At 73.2% G+C, this 12,544-nt stretch carries 11 protein-coding genes; 4 read left to right on the top strand and 7 right to left on the bottom strand.

The genetic code is table 11. The features are described from left to right. Positions 1 to 135: 135 nt before the first annotated feature. The 7 genes from N8K70_RS15385 to N8K70_RS15415 form a co-directional block, all read right to left on the bottom strand. Positions 136 to 1,428: an allantoate amidohydrolase gene (locus N8K70_RS15385; RefSeq protein WP_317139228.1), complete on the bottom strand. Its 1,293-nt coding sequence runs from the start codon at positions 1,426 to 1,428 to the stop codon at positions 136 to 138. Next, the gene (locus N8K70_RS15390; RefSeq protein ID WP_317139229.1) at positions 1,425 to 2,681 is read right to left on the bottom strand and encodes a pyridoxal-phosphate-dependent aminotransferase family protein; all 1,257 of its coding nucleotides are present in this window, start codon (positions 2,679 to 2,681) and stop codon (positions 1,425 to 1,427) included. The genes N8K70_RS15385 and N8K70_RS15390 overlap by 4 nt, the downstream gene beginning before the upstream one ends. A 190-nt stretch (positions 2,682 to 2,871) precedes the next feature. After that, entirely contained in the window at positions 2,872 to 4,479 is a 1,608-nt protein-coding gene (locus tag N8K70_RS15395; RefSeq protein WP_317139230.1) for an AtzH-like domain-containing protein, read from the bottom strand. Continuing rightward, on the bottom strand, positions 4,466 to 5,662 hold the full coding sequence (locus N8K70_RS15400; RefSeq protein ID WP_317139231.1) for an acetamidase/formamidase family protein: 1,197 nt from the start codon (positions 5,660 to 5,662) through the stop codon (positions 4,466 to 4,468). The genes N8K70_RS15395 and N8K70_RS15400 overlap by 14 nt, the downstream gene beginning before the upstream one ends. A gap of 55 nt (positions 5,663 to 5,717) precedes the next feature. Further along, positions 5,718 to 7,061: an allantoinase AllB gene (allB, locus tag N8K70_RS15405; protein ID WP_317139232.1), complete on the bottom strand. Its 1,344-nt coding sequence runs from the start codon at positions 7,059 to 7,061 to the stop codon at positions 5,718 to 5,720. Further along, positions 7,058 to 7,936 carry an aspartate/glutamate racemase family protein gene (locus N8K70_RS15410; RefSeq protein ID WP_317139233.1) on the bottom strand — a complete coding sequence of 293 codons (879 nt, stop codon included), beginning with the start codon at positions 7,934 to 7,936 and terminating at the stop codon, positions 7,058 to 7,060. Before N8K70_RS15410 ends, allB begins: the two co-directional genes overlap by 4 nt. Further along, positions 7,936 to 9,606, bottom strand: coding sequence for an NCS1 family nucleobase:cation symporter-1 (locus N8K70_RS15415; RefSeq protein WP_317139234.1), 1,671 nt, complete (start codon positions 9,604 to 9,606; stop codon positions 7,936 to 7,938). Before N8K70_RS15415 ends, N8K70_RS15410 begins: the two co-directional genes overlap by 1 nt. Positions 9,607 to 9,776: 170 nt before the next feature. Here N8K70_RS15415 and N8K70_RS15420 point away from each other — a divergent pair, with 170 nt between their 5' ends. Genes N8K70_RS15420 through hpxO form a run of 4 tightly spaced genes read left to right on the top strand, consistent with a single transcriptional unit; the run spans position 9,777 to position 12,485 of the window. Then, entirely contained in the window at positions 9,777 to 10,385 is a 609-nt protein-coding gene (locus N8K70_RS15420; protein ID WP_317139235.1) for a helix-turn-helix domain-containing protein, read from the top strand. Positions 10,386 to 10,419: 34 nt separating this feature from the next. Then, positions 10,420 to 10,983, top strand: a complete 564-nt coding sequence (uraD, locus tag N8K70_RS15425) for a 2-oxo-4-hydroxy-4-carboxy-5-ureidoimidazoline decarboxylase (RefSeq protein WP_317139236.1) — start codon at positions 10,420 to 10,422, stop codon at positions 10,981 to 10,983. Continuing rightward, the gene (uraH, locus tag N8K70_RS15430) at positions 10,983 to 11,303 is read left to right on the top strand and encodes a hydroxyisourate hydrolase (RefSeq protein ID WP_317139237.1); all 321 of its coding nucleotides are present in this window, start codon (positions 10,983 to 10,985) and stop codon (positions 11,301 to 11,303) included. Before uraD ends, uraH begins: the two co-directional genes overlap by 1 nt. Before the next feature lie 3 nt (positions 11,304 to 11,306). Beyond that, the gene (hpxO, locus tag N8K70_RS15435; protein ID WP_317139238.1) at positions 11,307 to 12,485 is read left to right on the top strand and encodes an FAD-dependent urate hydroxylase HpxO; all 1,179 of its coding nucleotides are present in this window, start codon (positions 11,307 to 11,309) and stop codon (positions 12,483 to 12,485) included. The last annotated feature ends 59 nt before the right edge of the window (positions 12,486 to 12,544 follow it).

Raw genomic sequence — 12,544 nt, forward strand, 5'->3', positions numbered from 1 at the left:
GGTGGGTACCCGCACGAGACTAGAAGCCGTAGGTTTCCCCAACATTCGCCCGCATTGCGGGGGTGTTACGGGTTCGGATGAACGCGCCCGCAGGGGATGGCCCGGTGCGCGCGCCCCGCGCGCACCGGGCCCGCGTCAGCCCCGCTCGGCGCCCAGGTGCGCGACGGCCTCCGCGAGCGCGCGGAGACCGAGGGCGACATCGCCGGACGAGACCGACTCGGAGGGATGGTGGCTGATGCCGTCGGGGTTGCGGAGGAACAGCATCCCGACGTCCGCGATCGCGCCGATCGACATCCCGTCGTGGCCCGCGGGACTGAAGAGCGTCGCGGGCTCGACGCCGGAGACGGTCGCGTGGATGCCCTCGCGCACGACGTCCTGCAGAAGCGGCGCGCAGAACACGGCGGCGGCGTTGTGCACCTCGCGCGCCCGCCAGCGGAGGTGCCGCCGACCCATGATGGCGTCGAGCTCGCGCGAGATCGCGTCCCACACCCGGTCGCGCTCCCCGTCGAGCTCCCCGCGCAGGTCGAGGCTGAAGCGCGTCTCGCCGGGGATGACGTTGACGGATCCGGGGAAGGCCTCGAGCTGGCCGACCGTGCCGATGACGTGGTGCTCGCCGGAGCAGATCCGCTCGACCGCGAGGGCCGCCTCGCTCGCGCCGAGCAGCGCGTCGCGGCGCATGTCGTAGGGGGTGCCCCCCGCATGACGGGCCTCCCCCTCGACGACGAGCTGGAAGCGCCGCGCCGAGGCGATCGACGACACCACGGCGAGCGACTCGCCGCGCCGGTCGAGCTCGGGGCCCTGCTCGATGTGCGCCTCGAGATATCCGACGAGCTGGTCGGGCCGTCGCGCCGCGTCGCCGATGCGGCCGGGGTCGAGGCCGAACTCGCGGTACGCCTCGCGCAGCGGGGTGCCGTCGGCGTCCTCGAGGTCCCACCACGCGTCGTCCCACTCGCCCGCGACGGCGGACGACCCCAGCAGCGCCTTGCCGAAGCGGGTGCCCTCCTCATCCGAGAACGCGGCCACCTCGATCCCGAACGGATACGGCGATCTCCAGCCGTCGCCGTCCGGGACGCGCAGCAGGCGCACGACCTCGATCGCCATGAGCACGCCGACGATCCCGTCGAAGCGGCCCGCGTCGATGACGGTGTCGAGGTGGGAGCCGAGCATGAGCACGGGCGCGTCGGGATCGGACGCCGGCAGCAGTCCGAGCTGGTTGCCCGCGGCGTCCTGCCGGGTCGCGAGGCCCACCTCGCGCATCCACTCCGCGGCGAGCCGGTTGACGCGCGCGTGCTCGGGCGAGAGGTAGACGCGCGTGATGGCGCCGGCGTCCGCCGAGACGCGGGCGAGCTCGTCGCAGCGCGCCATGACGCGGCGTGCTGCGGCCGCGAGAGCCTCGGGCGCGAGCCCGGAGAGCCGGGTCGCCGTCACGCCACGGCTCCGGATGCTCCGGCTCCGGACTCCGCGGCGCGGAACACGTCGGCCGCCGCCTCGACGCCGCCGCCCGCGGGCACGGACGCGCCGAAGCGGCGGAGGACCGCTTCGAGGGCGGCGAGCGTCGTGAGCACGGCGTCCTTGCGGGCGTTGTACCCCATCGTGCCGATGCGCCACACCCTGCCGTGCAGCGGACCGAACGACGTGCCGATCTCGATGCCGAAGTCGTCGAGGACCGCCTGCCGCGCGGCGTCCGCGGGCACGCCGTCGGGGATGACCACGGCCACGACGTTGTTCATCTTGTGCGCGACGTCGCCGAAGACGCCGAGCCCCAGTCCCTCGACGCCCGCGAGCATGGCGGCGCCGGCGACGCGGTGGCGCTCGATCACCTGCGAGCGGCCCTCGTTCAGCAGCACGGCGGCGCACTCGCGCGCGGCGTACAGCATCGACGTCGCCTCGGTGTGGTGGTTGAGGCGCCGCGGGCCCCAGTAGTCGAGGATCATCCCCAGGTCGAAGTAGTTCGTCCGGATGAAGTCGCTCGCCGACGCGTCGCCCTCTTCGCGGATGCCCGCCTCGACGCGCGTGCGCGTGCGGATCACCTCCACGGCGCGGTCGGAGAGGGTGATCGGCGACGAGCCGCTCGGGCCGCCCAGGCACTTCTGCAGCCCCGCCGTCGCGGCGTCCAGCCCCCACTCGTCCGCGAGGAACTCGTTGCCGCCGAGCGAGGCCGTCGCGTCCGAATAGAACAGCACGCCGTGCTTCGCGCAGATCGCCCCGACCTCGTCGAGCGGCTGGTTCATGGTCGTCGAGGTGTCGCCCTGCACGAGCGCGAGCAGCGTCGGCTCGACGCGGACGATGGCCTCCTCGATGAGCGAGACGGGCACGACCTGCCCCCACTCGACCTCGATCGTGTGCACCTCGGCGAGCGCGCGCTCGGCGATCTCCGCGAGGAGGTGCCCGAAGCGGCCGAACACCGGCACGAGGACCCTGTCGCCGGGCCGGATGAGCGAGACGAGCGCCGCCTCGATCCCCGCGCGCGACGTGCCGTCGACGAGCAGCGTCGCGTCGTTGCCGGTCGCCCACACCTCGCGGTAGAGCGCCTGCACCTCGCCCATGGCCGAGGTCATGAACGGGTCGTACTGCCCCACGAGCGGCGCCGACATCGCGCGCAGCACGCTCGGATACGCGGAGATGGGGCCGGGGCCCATGAGCAGACGGGCGGGCGGGTCCAGGGGGGCGATGCGGGTCATGGGGGTGCTTCCGGGTGGGGACTTCAGACGACGGACGAGGGGGTGCGGAGGAGAGGGCCGACACGGCGCAGGAGATCCGCACGGGGGCCCCGTTCGGAACCGCATGACTTCGCGGATGGCCGAGGACCGCGAGACGAAGCATCCTGCATTGTGCGCGGTGACTCGCTCACGCGGCGGATCGGCGGCGCGCTCACGGCCTCACCGCCTCGGCGACACGGCGCGCGAGGCGCACGAGGGCGATGTCGGTGCCGGCGCGCGAGACGAGGCACACGCCGACGGGGGCGGGGCCGAGCTGCGACGGCACGGTGAGCAGCGGCGCCGAGAGCGCGGGGACGCCGGCGACGGCGGCGGGCGTCGTCAGGCGGAGCGTCGCGGCACGGACGGCGTCGACGCGGGCGCTGTCGGCCGTGCGCATGGGCGCGGGCCCGGGGACCGTCGGCAGGATGAGGACCGCGTCGCTCAGGACCGCGTCGATGCGCTCCTTCAGCGGCGCGAGCGCGGCGCGGGCCGCGTTCTCGGCCTCGGCGCTCACCTCGGCGGCCGCCCGGAAGCGCTCGGCGACCGCGGCGCCCGTCGCGCCGGGATGCTCGCGGAGCCATTCGCCGTTGTTCCGCCAGGCCTCGGCTCCCTGCACGATGCGGAAGGGCTCCTGGTAGCCCGCGAGGTCGCCGATCGAGACGCGCTCGACGGGGGCGCCCAGCTGCGCGAGCAGCGCCTCGAAGGCGTCGCGCGTGGCGGGCTCGACGAGCTCGAGCGCCTCCGTCGGCACCCGGAGGCGCCACGGCAGATCGTCGCCCGACTCGCCGAGGACGCTCTCCGTCGACTCCGATCCGTCGTACGAGAGGCACCAGTCCGCCACGCGCTGCAGCGTCTCGCCGTCGCGCGCGAGCCATCCGATCGTGTCGAAGGACTGTGCCAGCGGCAGCAGCCCCTGCCGGGGCACGAGCCCGTGCGTCGTCCGCAGACCCCACAGCCCCTGGTAGGACGCGGGCACGCGCACGGAGCCCGCCGTGTCGGTCGCGAGCCCGATGTCGGCCTGCCCCGTGGCGACGGCGGATGCCGGGCCGCTCGAGGAGCCCCCGGGGAGCGCACCCGGGACGGCGCCGTTGGGCGGGGTGCCGTAGTGCGCGTTGTCGCCCGCGACGGAGTAGGCGAACTCGTCCGTGCGGGCGATGCCGCGCAGCGACGCGCCGGCGCGCAGCAGGTCGGAGACGGCGGACGCGGTCGTCGTCTCCGGCCGCACCGACTCGAGATAGGCCGGATTGCCCGCGCCGATGCGATATCCCCTGATCGCGAAGAGGTCCTTGACCGCGACCGTGAGCCCCTCGAGCGGCCCCTCCCACGCGCCCTGGAAGAGCGGATCGCCCACCGTGCGCCAGATCGACCGGTTGAAGGCCTGCGGACGCGGCGAGACGTGCGCGGCCGTGATGCGCCAGCCCTCCGCCAGCCGCTGCCACACCTGCGTCTGCAGGCCGCGGCCTCCGATGACGAAGCGCGAGACCGACACGATGAGCGCGGTGTCGTCGGCGAGGGGGCGGTGCTCGAGCTTCTCGATGACGCGGGGGGACACGCCGCCGCGCAGCGACCGGAACGCGCTGATCGCGTCGTGCCCCACGAGGAGCCCCGCGTCGTCGCCGCGCATCGTGCCCTCGCCGGGCGCGAACCAGGCGTCGAGCGCGTCGAGGTCGTTCGCGAGGATGGCGCGCTCGTAGGCGAGGAACGCCTCGAGCAGATCGGCGGGGACGTCCTCGCTGCCGGGGATGATCGTGTGGTCGGTCACCGTCTCAGTCTCCGTCATGCGCGCTCCCCCGCCGCACATCCGCGAAGTCGGCCTCGCGGATGCGGGCGTGCACGCCGCACGTGACGTCGACGACCTGCGAGATGTCGAAGTCCGTCGCCGCCGAGAGGTACGCGTACGCGAGGTGCTCGTCCATCCCCCAGCGCGCCCGCAGCAGCGACAGCGCCGCGGCGACGCACTTGCGCATCGCCTCGTCGAGGTCGGGGTCGAGGCCCGTGGGCACGAGGTGCTCGGCCGTGCGGACGAGCGGCCCCGTCACGGCGCCGAACTCCCGCTCGGCCTCGGCGGCCGGCACGACGTCGAACGTCAGCGTCGCGCGCAGCGACGCCTCGAGCGCCGTGAGCGCGACCTCGCCGTCGCCCTGCGCGAAGTGCGGGTCGCCGACGTAGGCGAGGGCGCCGTCGACCTGCACCGGCAGGTACAGCACGGAGCCCTCCGTGAGCAGGTTGATGTCGATGTTGCCGCCGTACTCCGCCGGCGGCACGGAGTGCGGCCGCTCGTCGCTCGCGGGCGCGACGCCCATCGTGCCGAGGAACGGCGCCAGCGGGAACGCGATGTCGCGCGCGGCGCCCTCCGTCGCGGGGAGCGTCCCGACGAGCCGGCCGTCGCGCTCCTCCACGGGGGCGAACACGCTCACCGTGCGACCGCTGCGCGGCAGCACCGCCGGGAGCGCGCCCTTGCCGTGGCGGTTCGAGACGACGCCGTACGGCACGCGCGGGTCGAGCCGCACGACCGTGATGCGGAGCAGGTCGCCCGGGCGGGCGCCCTCGACGCGGATGGGGCCCGTCACGACGTGCGGCCCGTCGGCGACGGGATCGCGGGGAGAGGTCGCGGCGATCGCGACGGCGTCCTCGAGCACGGCCTCCGGCGGCACGCCGTGCCCTGCGAAGAAGGCGACGGGGTCCTGCCCCTGGTCGGGCAGGAGTCCCTCATGGCTCACGGTGTCCACGACGACCGTGCCGCCCGGGGCGATCGCGAGCACGGGCGCATCCGCCCGGCTCGGGAGGCGCCCCCAGAGGACGGTCCCGGGCCCGGCGGGCAGGTAGGTCGCGCCGTCGGGGACGCCGGATCCCGGCTGCAGGACGGGGAGGTCGGCGAAGGCGGGCGGCTCCGCCCCGACGCCGAAGCGGTTGCGTGCCAGGGCCGCCGCGCGCTCGTCGGCGGGGCCGGTGTCGGGGGTCATCGTTCCTCGTCCTCCCTCGTCCCACGCCGTGCGCGGGGGACTGCCACGGTACCGCTCACGCGAGCACCTCCCTGCCCTGCCTGACGAGGACGCCGGCGCCCCGCGCGTAGACGCGCTCGCCGTGGAGGTAGGTCGCGAGCACGGCTCCGCGCAGGCGCCGCCCCTGCCACGGCGACATCCGGTTCTTGTAGTGCAGGTCGGAGGCCTGGAGCGTGTGCTCGGCGTCGGGGTCGAAGACGACGAGGTGGGCGGGGGCGCCCTCCGCGATGCGTCCCCGGTCGTGAAGGCGGACGATGGACGCCGGCCCGGTCGTGAAGCGCGGCAGGACGGCCTCGAGCGGGACGCCCCGCCGGTGCGCCTCGGTCCAGACGGCCGAGAGCCCGGTCTGCACGCCGGCGATGCCGCCCCACGCCGTTCCGAGGTCGGGGTCGTCCTTGAGGGCGAACGTCGCCGGGGAATGGTCGCTCACGACAGCGTCGATCGTGCCGTCGAGCAGTCCCTCCCACAGGGCGTCCTGGTTGGCGCCGTCACGGATGGGCGGGCAGCACTTGAACCGGCCCAGGCCGTCGGGCACCTCCTCGGCGCGGAGCGTGAGATAGTGCGGACACGTCTCGATCGTGAGCCGCACGCCCTCGGCCTTCGCCTCGCGGACGAGGTCGAGCGCCTCCGCCGCCGCGACGTGGACGATGTGCGCTCGGGCGCCCGTCCGCCGGGCGGCCTCGATGACGACGCGGATCGCCTCGACCTCCGCCTTCGGAGGACGGGACGCGACGAAGTCGGTGAACACGGGGCCCGACGCGTCGGCGAGGTGCTCCTCCAGTTCCGCGTGGGCGATGAGCAGGCCGTCGTGCTCGGCGAGCTCGGCGAGCTCGGCGAGCGCCTGCTCGATCTGCGGCCCTTCGAGGTGTCCGAACTCGTCGATGCCGCTCGGCGCCATGAAGCACTTGACGCCCACGACGCCCGCCTCCAGCAGCGCGCCGAGCGACCCGAGGTTCTCCGGGACGGCGCCGCCCCAGTAGGCCACGTCGACGGCGAGCTGGGTCCGCGCGGCCTCCCGCTTGACGGCGAGCGCCTCGGGGGTCGTCGTCACGGGGATCGAGTTGAGCGGCATCTCCACGAGCGTCGTGACGCCCCCCGCGGCGGCGGCCGCGGTGCCCGTCGCGAAGCCCTCCCAGTCGGTGCGCCCCGGCTCGTTGAGGTGCACGTGCGTGTCGACGAGGCCCGGCAGCAGCACCTGGGAGTCGTCGAGCACGACCTCGGCGGCGGGGTCGAAGGGCTCCACGGAGGAGATGCGTCCCTCGGCGATGCGCACGGTCGCCGGGACGAACGCCCCGTCGAGGAAGACCCGGCGTGCGGAGACGGACGCCGGCAGGTGCGGGGGGATCGGGGCGGTGCTCACGCCACCACGCTATCCGCGGAGCGTGTCCCGGATGTTTCGGCGGCGGCCGTGCACGACGCAGGAGATCCGGAGCCGCCGTCCCCGCCCGCCTCGCCGGACGCCGCGGAATCCCGCGTCTTCTCGGAGACGGGGGTCCCCGTCCTCCTGCGTTGTGCGCGGCCCGGGCTCGGCACCCGCGGCGGCGTCGCGTACTCGTCGCGCTTGCTCGTCCCGGCGCCCATCCGCGCCATCGCGCTGACGAGCCCGACGGATGCCGCGACGCCGTCCACGACGGGCACGCCGACGATCGCCGACAGCCGCGCGCACAGGTCGGCCATCCCGGCGCATCCCAGCACGATCGCGTCGGCGCCGTCCTCGCGCACGACGCGCTCGCACCATCCCGCGATCTGGTCGAAGGCGGCCGATCCGGTGTCCTCCAGCTCGAGGACGGGGATGCCCGTCCCGTACGCCGCGACGCACGCGCGCTCGAAGCCGTACCGCAGCACGAGGTCCTCGGCGCGGCCGAGCGTGCGCGACAGCGTCGTGACGATGCCGAAGGAGCGACCCGTGAGGGCCGCGACGTGCATGGCGGCCTCCGCGATGCCGACGACCGGCACGTCGACGAGCTCGCGCGCCGCGTCGAGACCGGGGTCTCCGAAGCACGCGATGACGTAGCCGTCGCTGCCGCCGGCCTCCTGGTCGCGGAGGACGATGTCGGCGATCGCCGCGGCGGCCCGCACCTCGTCGTAGTGGCTCTCGACGGCCGCCGGGCCCTCGCCGTCGGCGGGGCAGACCGCGACGATCTCGACGTCGGGGCCCGCGACCTCCCGGGCCGCGTCCGCGATCTTCGCGGTCATGGCCCGGGAGGTGTTGGGGTTGATGAGGGTGATGCGCATCAGCGGACCTGCACGCCGGCCTTCTCTCCGGAGGCCGCGTCCGCGGCCCCGGCGACGGCCAGGGACGCCGTCGCCGTGTCGGGGTGGCCCTCGAGCACGTCGTCGGCCGTGCCGTCGGAGACGCCGGTCTCCGACGCGAGCCTCGGGACCTTCGGGTCGACCCGCTCGAGCAGCGCGAAGAGCGCGAAGCCGAGTCCGCAGCCGATGAACCAGCTGAAGTCGCTGATCGATCCCCAGCCCGCGTCGAGGAGACCGGCGAAGACGAGCGACTTGGGGACGATCGCGATCGCGACGGTCGGCACGCCGGCCCCGACGACCGCCCACATGGCGTTGGGGTTGTAGCCCTTCCGGTACCAGTAGGCGCCCTTCTCCGACATCGTGTACATGTCGTCGACCTTGATGCGCTGACGCGAGACGACGTAGTAGCCGGCGATGAGGATGCCGAACAGCGGGCCGATGAGCGCCGACAGGATCCCCAGCGTGTAGTGGATGGCCTGGTCGTTCGAGTACCAGTTCCACGGCGTGAGGATGACGGAGCCGACGGCGGCGATCATCCCGCCCATCCGCCACGAGATCCGGTGCGGGGCGACGTTCGAGAAGTCGAAGGCGGGCGAGATGAAGTTCGCGACGATGTTGATGCCCACCGTCGCCGTGACGAAGGTGAGGCCGCCGAGCAGGATGGCGAACCAGTGGTCGATGCGCTCGACGGTGTGGATGGGGTCGGTGATGAGCTCGCCGAAGACCGGGACGGTGGCCGACGCGGTGAGGACGGTGAGGATCGAGAAGAAGAGGAAGTTGACCGGGAGGCCCCAGAAGTTGCCGCGCTTGACGGCCCGGAAGCTCTTGCCGTAGCGGGCGAAGTCGCCGAAGTTGAGCATGGGGCCGGAGAAGTACGACACGACGATCGCGACGGCGGTCGCCATGACCGGCAGCGACGCCCAGAAGCCCAGGGGCTCCCCGCTGGAGAGGTCGAGGCTGATGTTCTCCCATCCCGCCTGGCTCACGAGGTAGACGGCCAGGACGATCATCACGACGTAGACGGCGGGCCCCGCCCAGTCGATGAATCGGCGGATGGCCTCCATCCCGTTCCAGAAGACGGCCACCTGCGCCGCCCAGAGGATGGCGTAGGAGATCCAGCCGAGCGCGCTCAGCCCGAGGAAGCTCGGCTCGAGCAGGGCGGCCGAGCCCGGGATGAACTTGAGGAAGACGATGTTCAGCGCCTCGGATGCGAGGTACGTCTGCACGCCGTACCAGGCGATGGCGATGACGCCCCGGATGATCGCGGGGACGTTCGCGCCCTTGATGCCGAAGAGGAAGCGGTTGACGACGGGGTACGGGACGCCCGTGCGCTGGCTCGGCTTCGCGACGAGGTTCGTGAAGACCTGCACGATGACGATGCCGACGATGAGCGCGACGAGCACCTGCCAGCTGGCGATGCCGAGCGCGAAGAGCGACCCGGCGGTGACGTACCCGCCGACGGAGTGCACGTCGCTCATCCAGAACGCGAAGATGTTGTAGCTCGACCACTTCTGCCTGCGCAGCGGCGCGAGGTCCTCGTTGCCGAGACGCGGATCGTAGCCGGGGCGCATGTTGCCGGAGCCGGCGGGAAGGCCCGCGGCCTCGACGACGTCCTGCGGCCGGGTGACGGACGGGGAGCTGCTCTGCGACACGATGGTGCCTTTCGAGAGGAGGGGGTGCTGCATGGGGGTGGTGCTCCGGACGGTGGAGGCTCGCCGGATGGAGGAGCGTGACTGTGAAGTTATCGCTTCACATTTCCCGTGCCGTGTCCCTCGTGTTTCGGCGGTGTAAATCGTGGGAGGGCTCCGGTTAGCATTTCGGCGTGACCTCAGACACCGGGCCGGACGCACGCTCGCTCGTCGGCCGGCGGCTGCGGGAGGCCCGCACGCGGACGGGGCTCTCGGTCTCGGCGCTCGCGCGGCGGCTCGGCATCTCGACCAGCGCCGTCTCGCAGATCGAGCGCGGCGTCATGCAGCCGAGCGTGTCGCGGCTCATCGCGATGACGGATGCGCTCGGCGTGCCGCTCGCGACGGTCCTGTCCGCGACGGGCGTGCCGGCATCCGGCGACGGGGAGGCTTACGCGATCGAGCGCGCGGAGGACGCCGCGTTCCTGCAGCTCGGCGGCGGCGTGGTCTTCCGCCGTCTCACGCCGGGCGAGAGCCCCGGCATCGACTACTTCGAGTCGATCTATCCGCCGGGCAGCACGGCCGCGGCGAAGGACCAGCTCTTCCGCCACGAGGGCTACGAGGTCGGCCAGATGATCTCGGGGGAGCTCACGATCGACTTCTCCGACGAGATCGTCGTCCTGCGTCCCGGCGACACGATCAGCTATCCCTGCAGCAGGCCGCACCGCCTTCACAACACGGGCGGCGAACCGGCCGTCGCCCGCTGGCTCATCGTCCATCCGTCGCCCCCGACGGCGCCTGCGTAACTGCGCCGAAACGCCGCGCGACTAGCGTGGAGGCATGCTCCTCGAAGACTTCAACGGCGCGCCGGGCGACGAGGCCGCCGCCGTCGTGACGGTCTGGGCCGACGTCCCGGCCTGGGCGGACGCCCTCGTCGCGGCCCGCCCGTACGCGTCCGTCGACGCGCTCGTCGACCGCGCGGCGGCGGAGGCCTCGTCCTGGGGCGGGCCGGAGCTCGACACCGCGCTCGCGCAGCATCCCCGCATCGGGGACACGCCGTCCGGCGAGACCGCCGAGGCGTCGGCCTCCCGGCGCGAGCAGGCGTCGATGGCGCACGCGGACGCCGACGTGACGACGCGGATCGCCGAGGGCAACGCGGCGTACGAGGCGCGCTTCGGCCGCGTCTTCCTCATCCGCGCGGCCGGGCGCTCCCCCGAGGAGATGCTCGCCGAGCTCGACCGGCGTCTCGGCAACGACGACGCCGCCGAGGCGCGCGAGGCGTGCGCTCAGCTCGCCGAGATCGCGCTCCTGCGCATCCGCGCGACGTTCGCCGGCGACGACGCCGCGACCGCGCCATCCGCCCCGGCGCATCGCGCGCCCGCCCCGACCCCGAAGCGAGCCTGATGCCGCACCTCACCTCCCACGTGCTCGACGCCGCGACCGGGACGCCCGCATCCGGTGTCGCGATCTCCCTCTCCACGGCCTCCGGCGCCCCCCTCGCCTCGGCGGTCACCGACGCCGACGGCCGTGCCGGCCTCGGCCCCGATCTGCTCGAGCCGGGCGACTACACGCTGCGGTTCGAGACGGGCGACTATTTCGCCGCGCGGGGCGTGGAGGCGTTCTATCCGTTCGTCACCGTGACGTTCCGCGTGACCGGCGAGCGGCACCACCACGTGCCGATCCTGCTGAGCCCTTTCGCCTATTCCACCTATCGAGGGAGCTGACCCGTGCGGTTCATCATCATCGGCGCCGGGATCGGCGGCACGAGCGCGGGCATCGCCCTCAAGCGCCTCGGCCACGAGGTCGTCGTCTACGACCAGATCCGCGAGAACAAGCCCGTCGGCGCCGCGCTGTCGCTGTGGTCGAACGGCGTGAAGGTCCTCAACTGGCTCGGCGTCGGCGACGAGGTCGCCGCCATGGGCGGGCGGATGGACCGGATGGCCTACTACGAGGGCCGCACGGGCGAGACGATGACGCGGTTCAGCCTGGAGCCCGTCACGAGCCAGACGGGCCAGCGGCCCTATCCGGTGCCGCGCGCCGACCTCCAGAGCCTCCTGATGGATCGCTTCGGACGCGACGACATCCGCCTCGGCATGCGCATGACGGGCATCTCCGACGACGGCGCGAAGGTCACCGTCACGTTCGAGAACGGCGACACGGACACGGCGGACGTCCTGATCGGCGCGGACGGCGCACGCTCGATCACACGCGACCACGTCGCGGGGCATCCGGTCGAGCGCACGTACTCCGGCTACACGAACTTCAACGGACTCGTCCCCGTGGACGAGCGCGTCGGGCCCGCCGACCAGTGGACGACCTACGTCGCCGACGGCAAGCGCGCCGCGGTCATGCCCGTCGCCGGGGACCGGTTCTACTTCTTCGTCGACATCCCGCAGCCGGCGGGCCTTCCGTACGACCGGTCGGAGGGCAAGGCCCCGCTGGAGGAGGCGTTCGCCGGATGGGCGCCGGGCGTCCGGCACCTGCTCGACGCGATCGACCCCGCGGTGTCGCTGAACCGGGTCGAGATCTGGGACGTGGACCCGCTCGACACGTGGACGCGCGGCCGGGTCGCCATCCTCGGCGACGCCGCGCACAACACCGCCCCCGACATCGGGCAGGGCGCCTGCTCCGCGCTGGAGGACGCCTTCGTGCTCGGCATCATGTTCGCCTCGAACACCGTGGGCATCGAGGACACGCTGAAGCGCTACGAGCTGGCCCGCGTCGAACGCGCGGGCGAGCTGGTGCTCCGCGCCCGCAAGCGCGGGCACGAGACGCACGCGTTCGACCCCGCCGTGACCGAGTCCTGGTACGAGGGCCTGCGCACCGAGACCGGCGAGAACATCATCCGCGGCATCGTCGGCAACATCGCCGGCAGCCCCATAAACCTCGGCGCCGACGTGCTCTGACGTCTCCGCGCCCGCGGTGTCCGGAGCCGTTCAGGCGGTTCCGGACACCCCGATGCGAC

The organism is Microbacterium sp. AB (assembly GCF_032878875.1).
Taxonomy (GTDB): Bacteria; Actinomycetota; Actinomycetes; order Actinomycetales; family Microbacteriaceae; genus Microbacterium; species Microbacterium betulae.

Coding starts and splice junctions, on each gene's coding strand:
- N8K70_RS15395 (WP_317139230.1), bottom strand. CDS start 4,479: ATGACGGAGACTGAGACGGTGACCGACCACACGATCATCCCCGGCAGC.
- N8K70_RS15410 (WP_317139233.1), bottom strand. CDS start 7,936: ATGCGCATCACCCTCATCAACCCCAACACCTCCCGGGCCATGACCGCG.
- N8K70_RS15400 (WP_317139231.1), bottom strand. CDS start 5,662: ATGACCCCCGACACCGGCCCCGCCGACGAGCGCGCGGCGGCCCTGGCA.
- uraD (WP_317139236.1), top strand. CDS start 10,420: ATGCTCCTCGAAGACTTCAACGGCGCGCCGGGCGACGAGGCCGCCGCC.
- uraH (WP_317139237.1), top strand. CDS start 10,983: ATGCCGCACCTCACCTCCCACGTGCTCGACGCCGCGACCGGGACGCCC.
- N8K70_RS15390 (WP_317139229.1), bottom strand. CDS start 2,681: ATGACCCGCATCGCCCCCCTGGACCCGCCCGCCCGTCTGCTCATGGGC.